We start from the raw sequence: 1,396 nt of genomic DNA, 5'->3' as shown, positions 1-1,396 counted from the left end.
CAGCGAGACGGTCTCGATGTCCTGCAGCGCCCAGCCAAGGCGCGCGCCTCGCCCTTGGCGAAGGAAGCGACCAGCGCCAGGTGCCGCTTGCCGCCGAAGATGATCTCCGCCTCGGCAATCCGCTGCTTGGCCTCGTCGCCGAGACCCGCTAAACCGTCCTCGCCGATGCCGACGATTGTGAGCCATTTTGGGGTGAGCTTGGCACCGCGCGGACCTTCAGCAGGCATGATGACCCACCGTATTCTGATCCTCGGCGGCACCACCGAAGCCCGGCAACTGGCCGGAAAACTGGCGGCGCGCGCCTCGGTCACGCTGTCGCTGGCTGGCCGCACTGAAAGCCCGGTCGCGCAAGGCGTGCCGGTGCGAACGGGGGGCTTTGGCGGTGCCGATGGATTGGCCGATTATTTGCGGAAAGAGCCTATCGACCTGCTGATCGACGCGACGCACCCCTATGCGGCGCAGATCTCCGCCAATGCGGCGCAAGCCGCCCGCGTGGCCGGTGTGCCGATCCTTGCGCTGCGACGCCCCGGCTGGGAGCCTGTCGAAGGCGACCGCTGGACTGAGGTCATTACATCCGGCGATGCCGCGCGAGCGCTTGGACTGGCGCCGCGCCGTGTTTTCCTGGCGCTGGGCCGGCAAGAGGTCGCTGCTTTCGAAGCTGCGCCCCAGCATCATTATCTCGTCCGCAGCGTCGACGCGATCGAGCCCAAGCTTGCCGTGCCGGATGCGAGCTATCTTCTGGCCCGTGGCCCGTTTCGTGAGGCGGAGGAACGCGCGCTGCTCGAAAAGCAACGCATCGATGTCGTCGTGTCCAAGAACAGCGGCGGCGAAGCGACTTATGGCAAGATCGCCGCGGCGCGGGCGCTTGGCCTCGAGGTGGTCATGATCCAACGGCCAGTCTTGCCGGATGTTCCCGCGGCTGAAAGCGTTGAAGCGCTGACCGTGTTGGTCGATCATTTTGTCCGTCCCGTGGACGAGCGCGGCGTGTAGACCAGCGCCGGCTTCTCCGCGCGCTTGATGATGCGGGTCTCCGGCGAGCCGATGATGATGCAGGTCGCCATGTCGGCCTTCTCTGCCTCGACATCGGCCAGCAGATAGACCTCGATGCGCTCATCCGGGCGGCCGGCGGCGCGGCCGAAAATCACTGGTGTGGTACCAGGCAGGATCGCGGTCAGGCATTCGAAGGCGCGGCCGAGCTGCCAGGGGCGCGCCTTGCTGATCGGGTTATAGAGCGCGATGACGAAGCCGGCGCCGGCCGCCGCCAGCAGGCGCAGTTCGATCAACTCCCATGGCTTCAGATTGTCGGACAGCGAGATGGCGCAGAAATCATGGCCGAGCGGCGCGCCGATGCGGGCGGCGACCGCCAGCATGGCGGTGATGCCGGGCACCACAGCGA

2 protein-coding genes and 1 pseudogene are annotated in these 1,396 nt (G+C 66.8%); 1 reads left to right on the top strand and 2 read right to left on the bottom strand.

The features are described from left to right. Nucleotides 1-227, bottom strand: a pseudogene (locus tag EN939_RS39340) (hypothetical protein); the annotation flags it as partial. A gap of 1 nt (nucleotide 228) precedes the next feature. On the opposite strand from EN939_RS39340, the gene EN939_RS26990 reads away from it, so the two are divergent. Next, nucleotides 229-990 (top strand): cobalt-precorrin-6A reductase, encoded by a 762-nt coding sequence (locus tag EN939_RS26990; protein WP_127270798.1) that lies wholly within the window; start codon nucleotides 229-231, stop codon nucleotides 988-990. On the opposite strand, the gene EN939_RS26985 is transcribed toward EN939_RS26990, so the two are convergent. Then, nucleotides 954-1,396: SAM-dependent methyltransferase (locus EN939_RS26985; RefSeq protein WP_245473178.1), on the bottom strand; the 443-nt coding region annotated here is incomplete at its 5' end. The two genes, EN939_RS26990 and EN939_RS26985, sit on opposite strands and share 37 nt — an antisense overlap.

Origin of the sequence: Mesorhizobium sp. M7A.F.Ca.CA.002.05.1.1, from assembly GCF_003998335.1 — a bacterium.
GTDB lineage: Bacteria > Pseudomonadota > Alphaproteobacteria > Rhizobiales > Rhizobiaceae > Mesorhizobium.
Note: the sequence above shows the minus strand (reverse complement) of the source record. Positions and strands in the feature narration are given on the sequence as shown.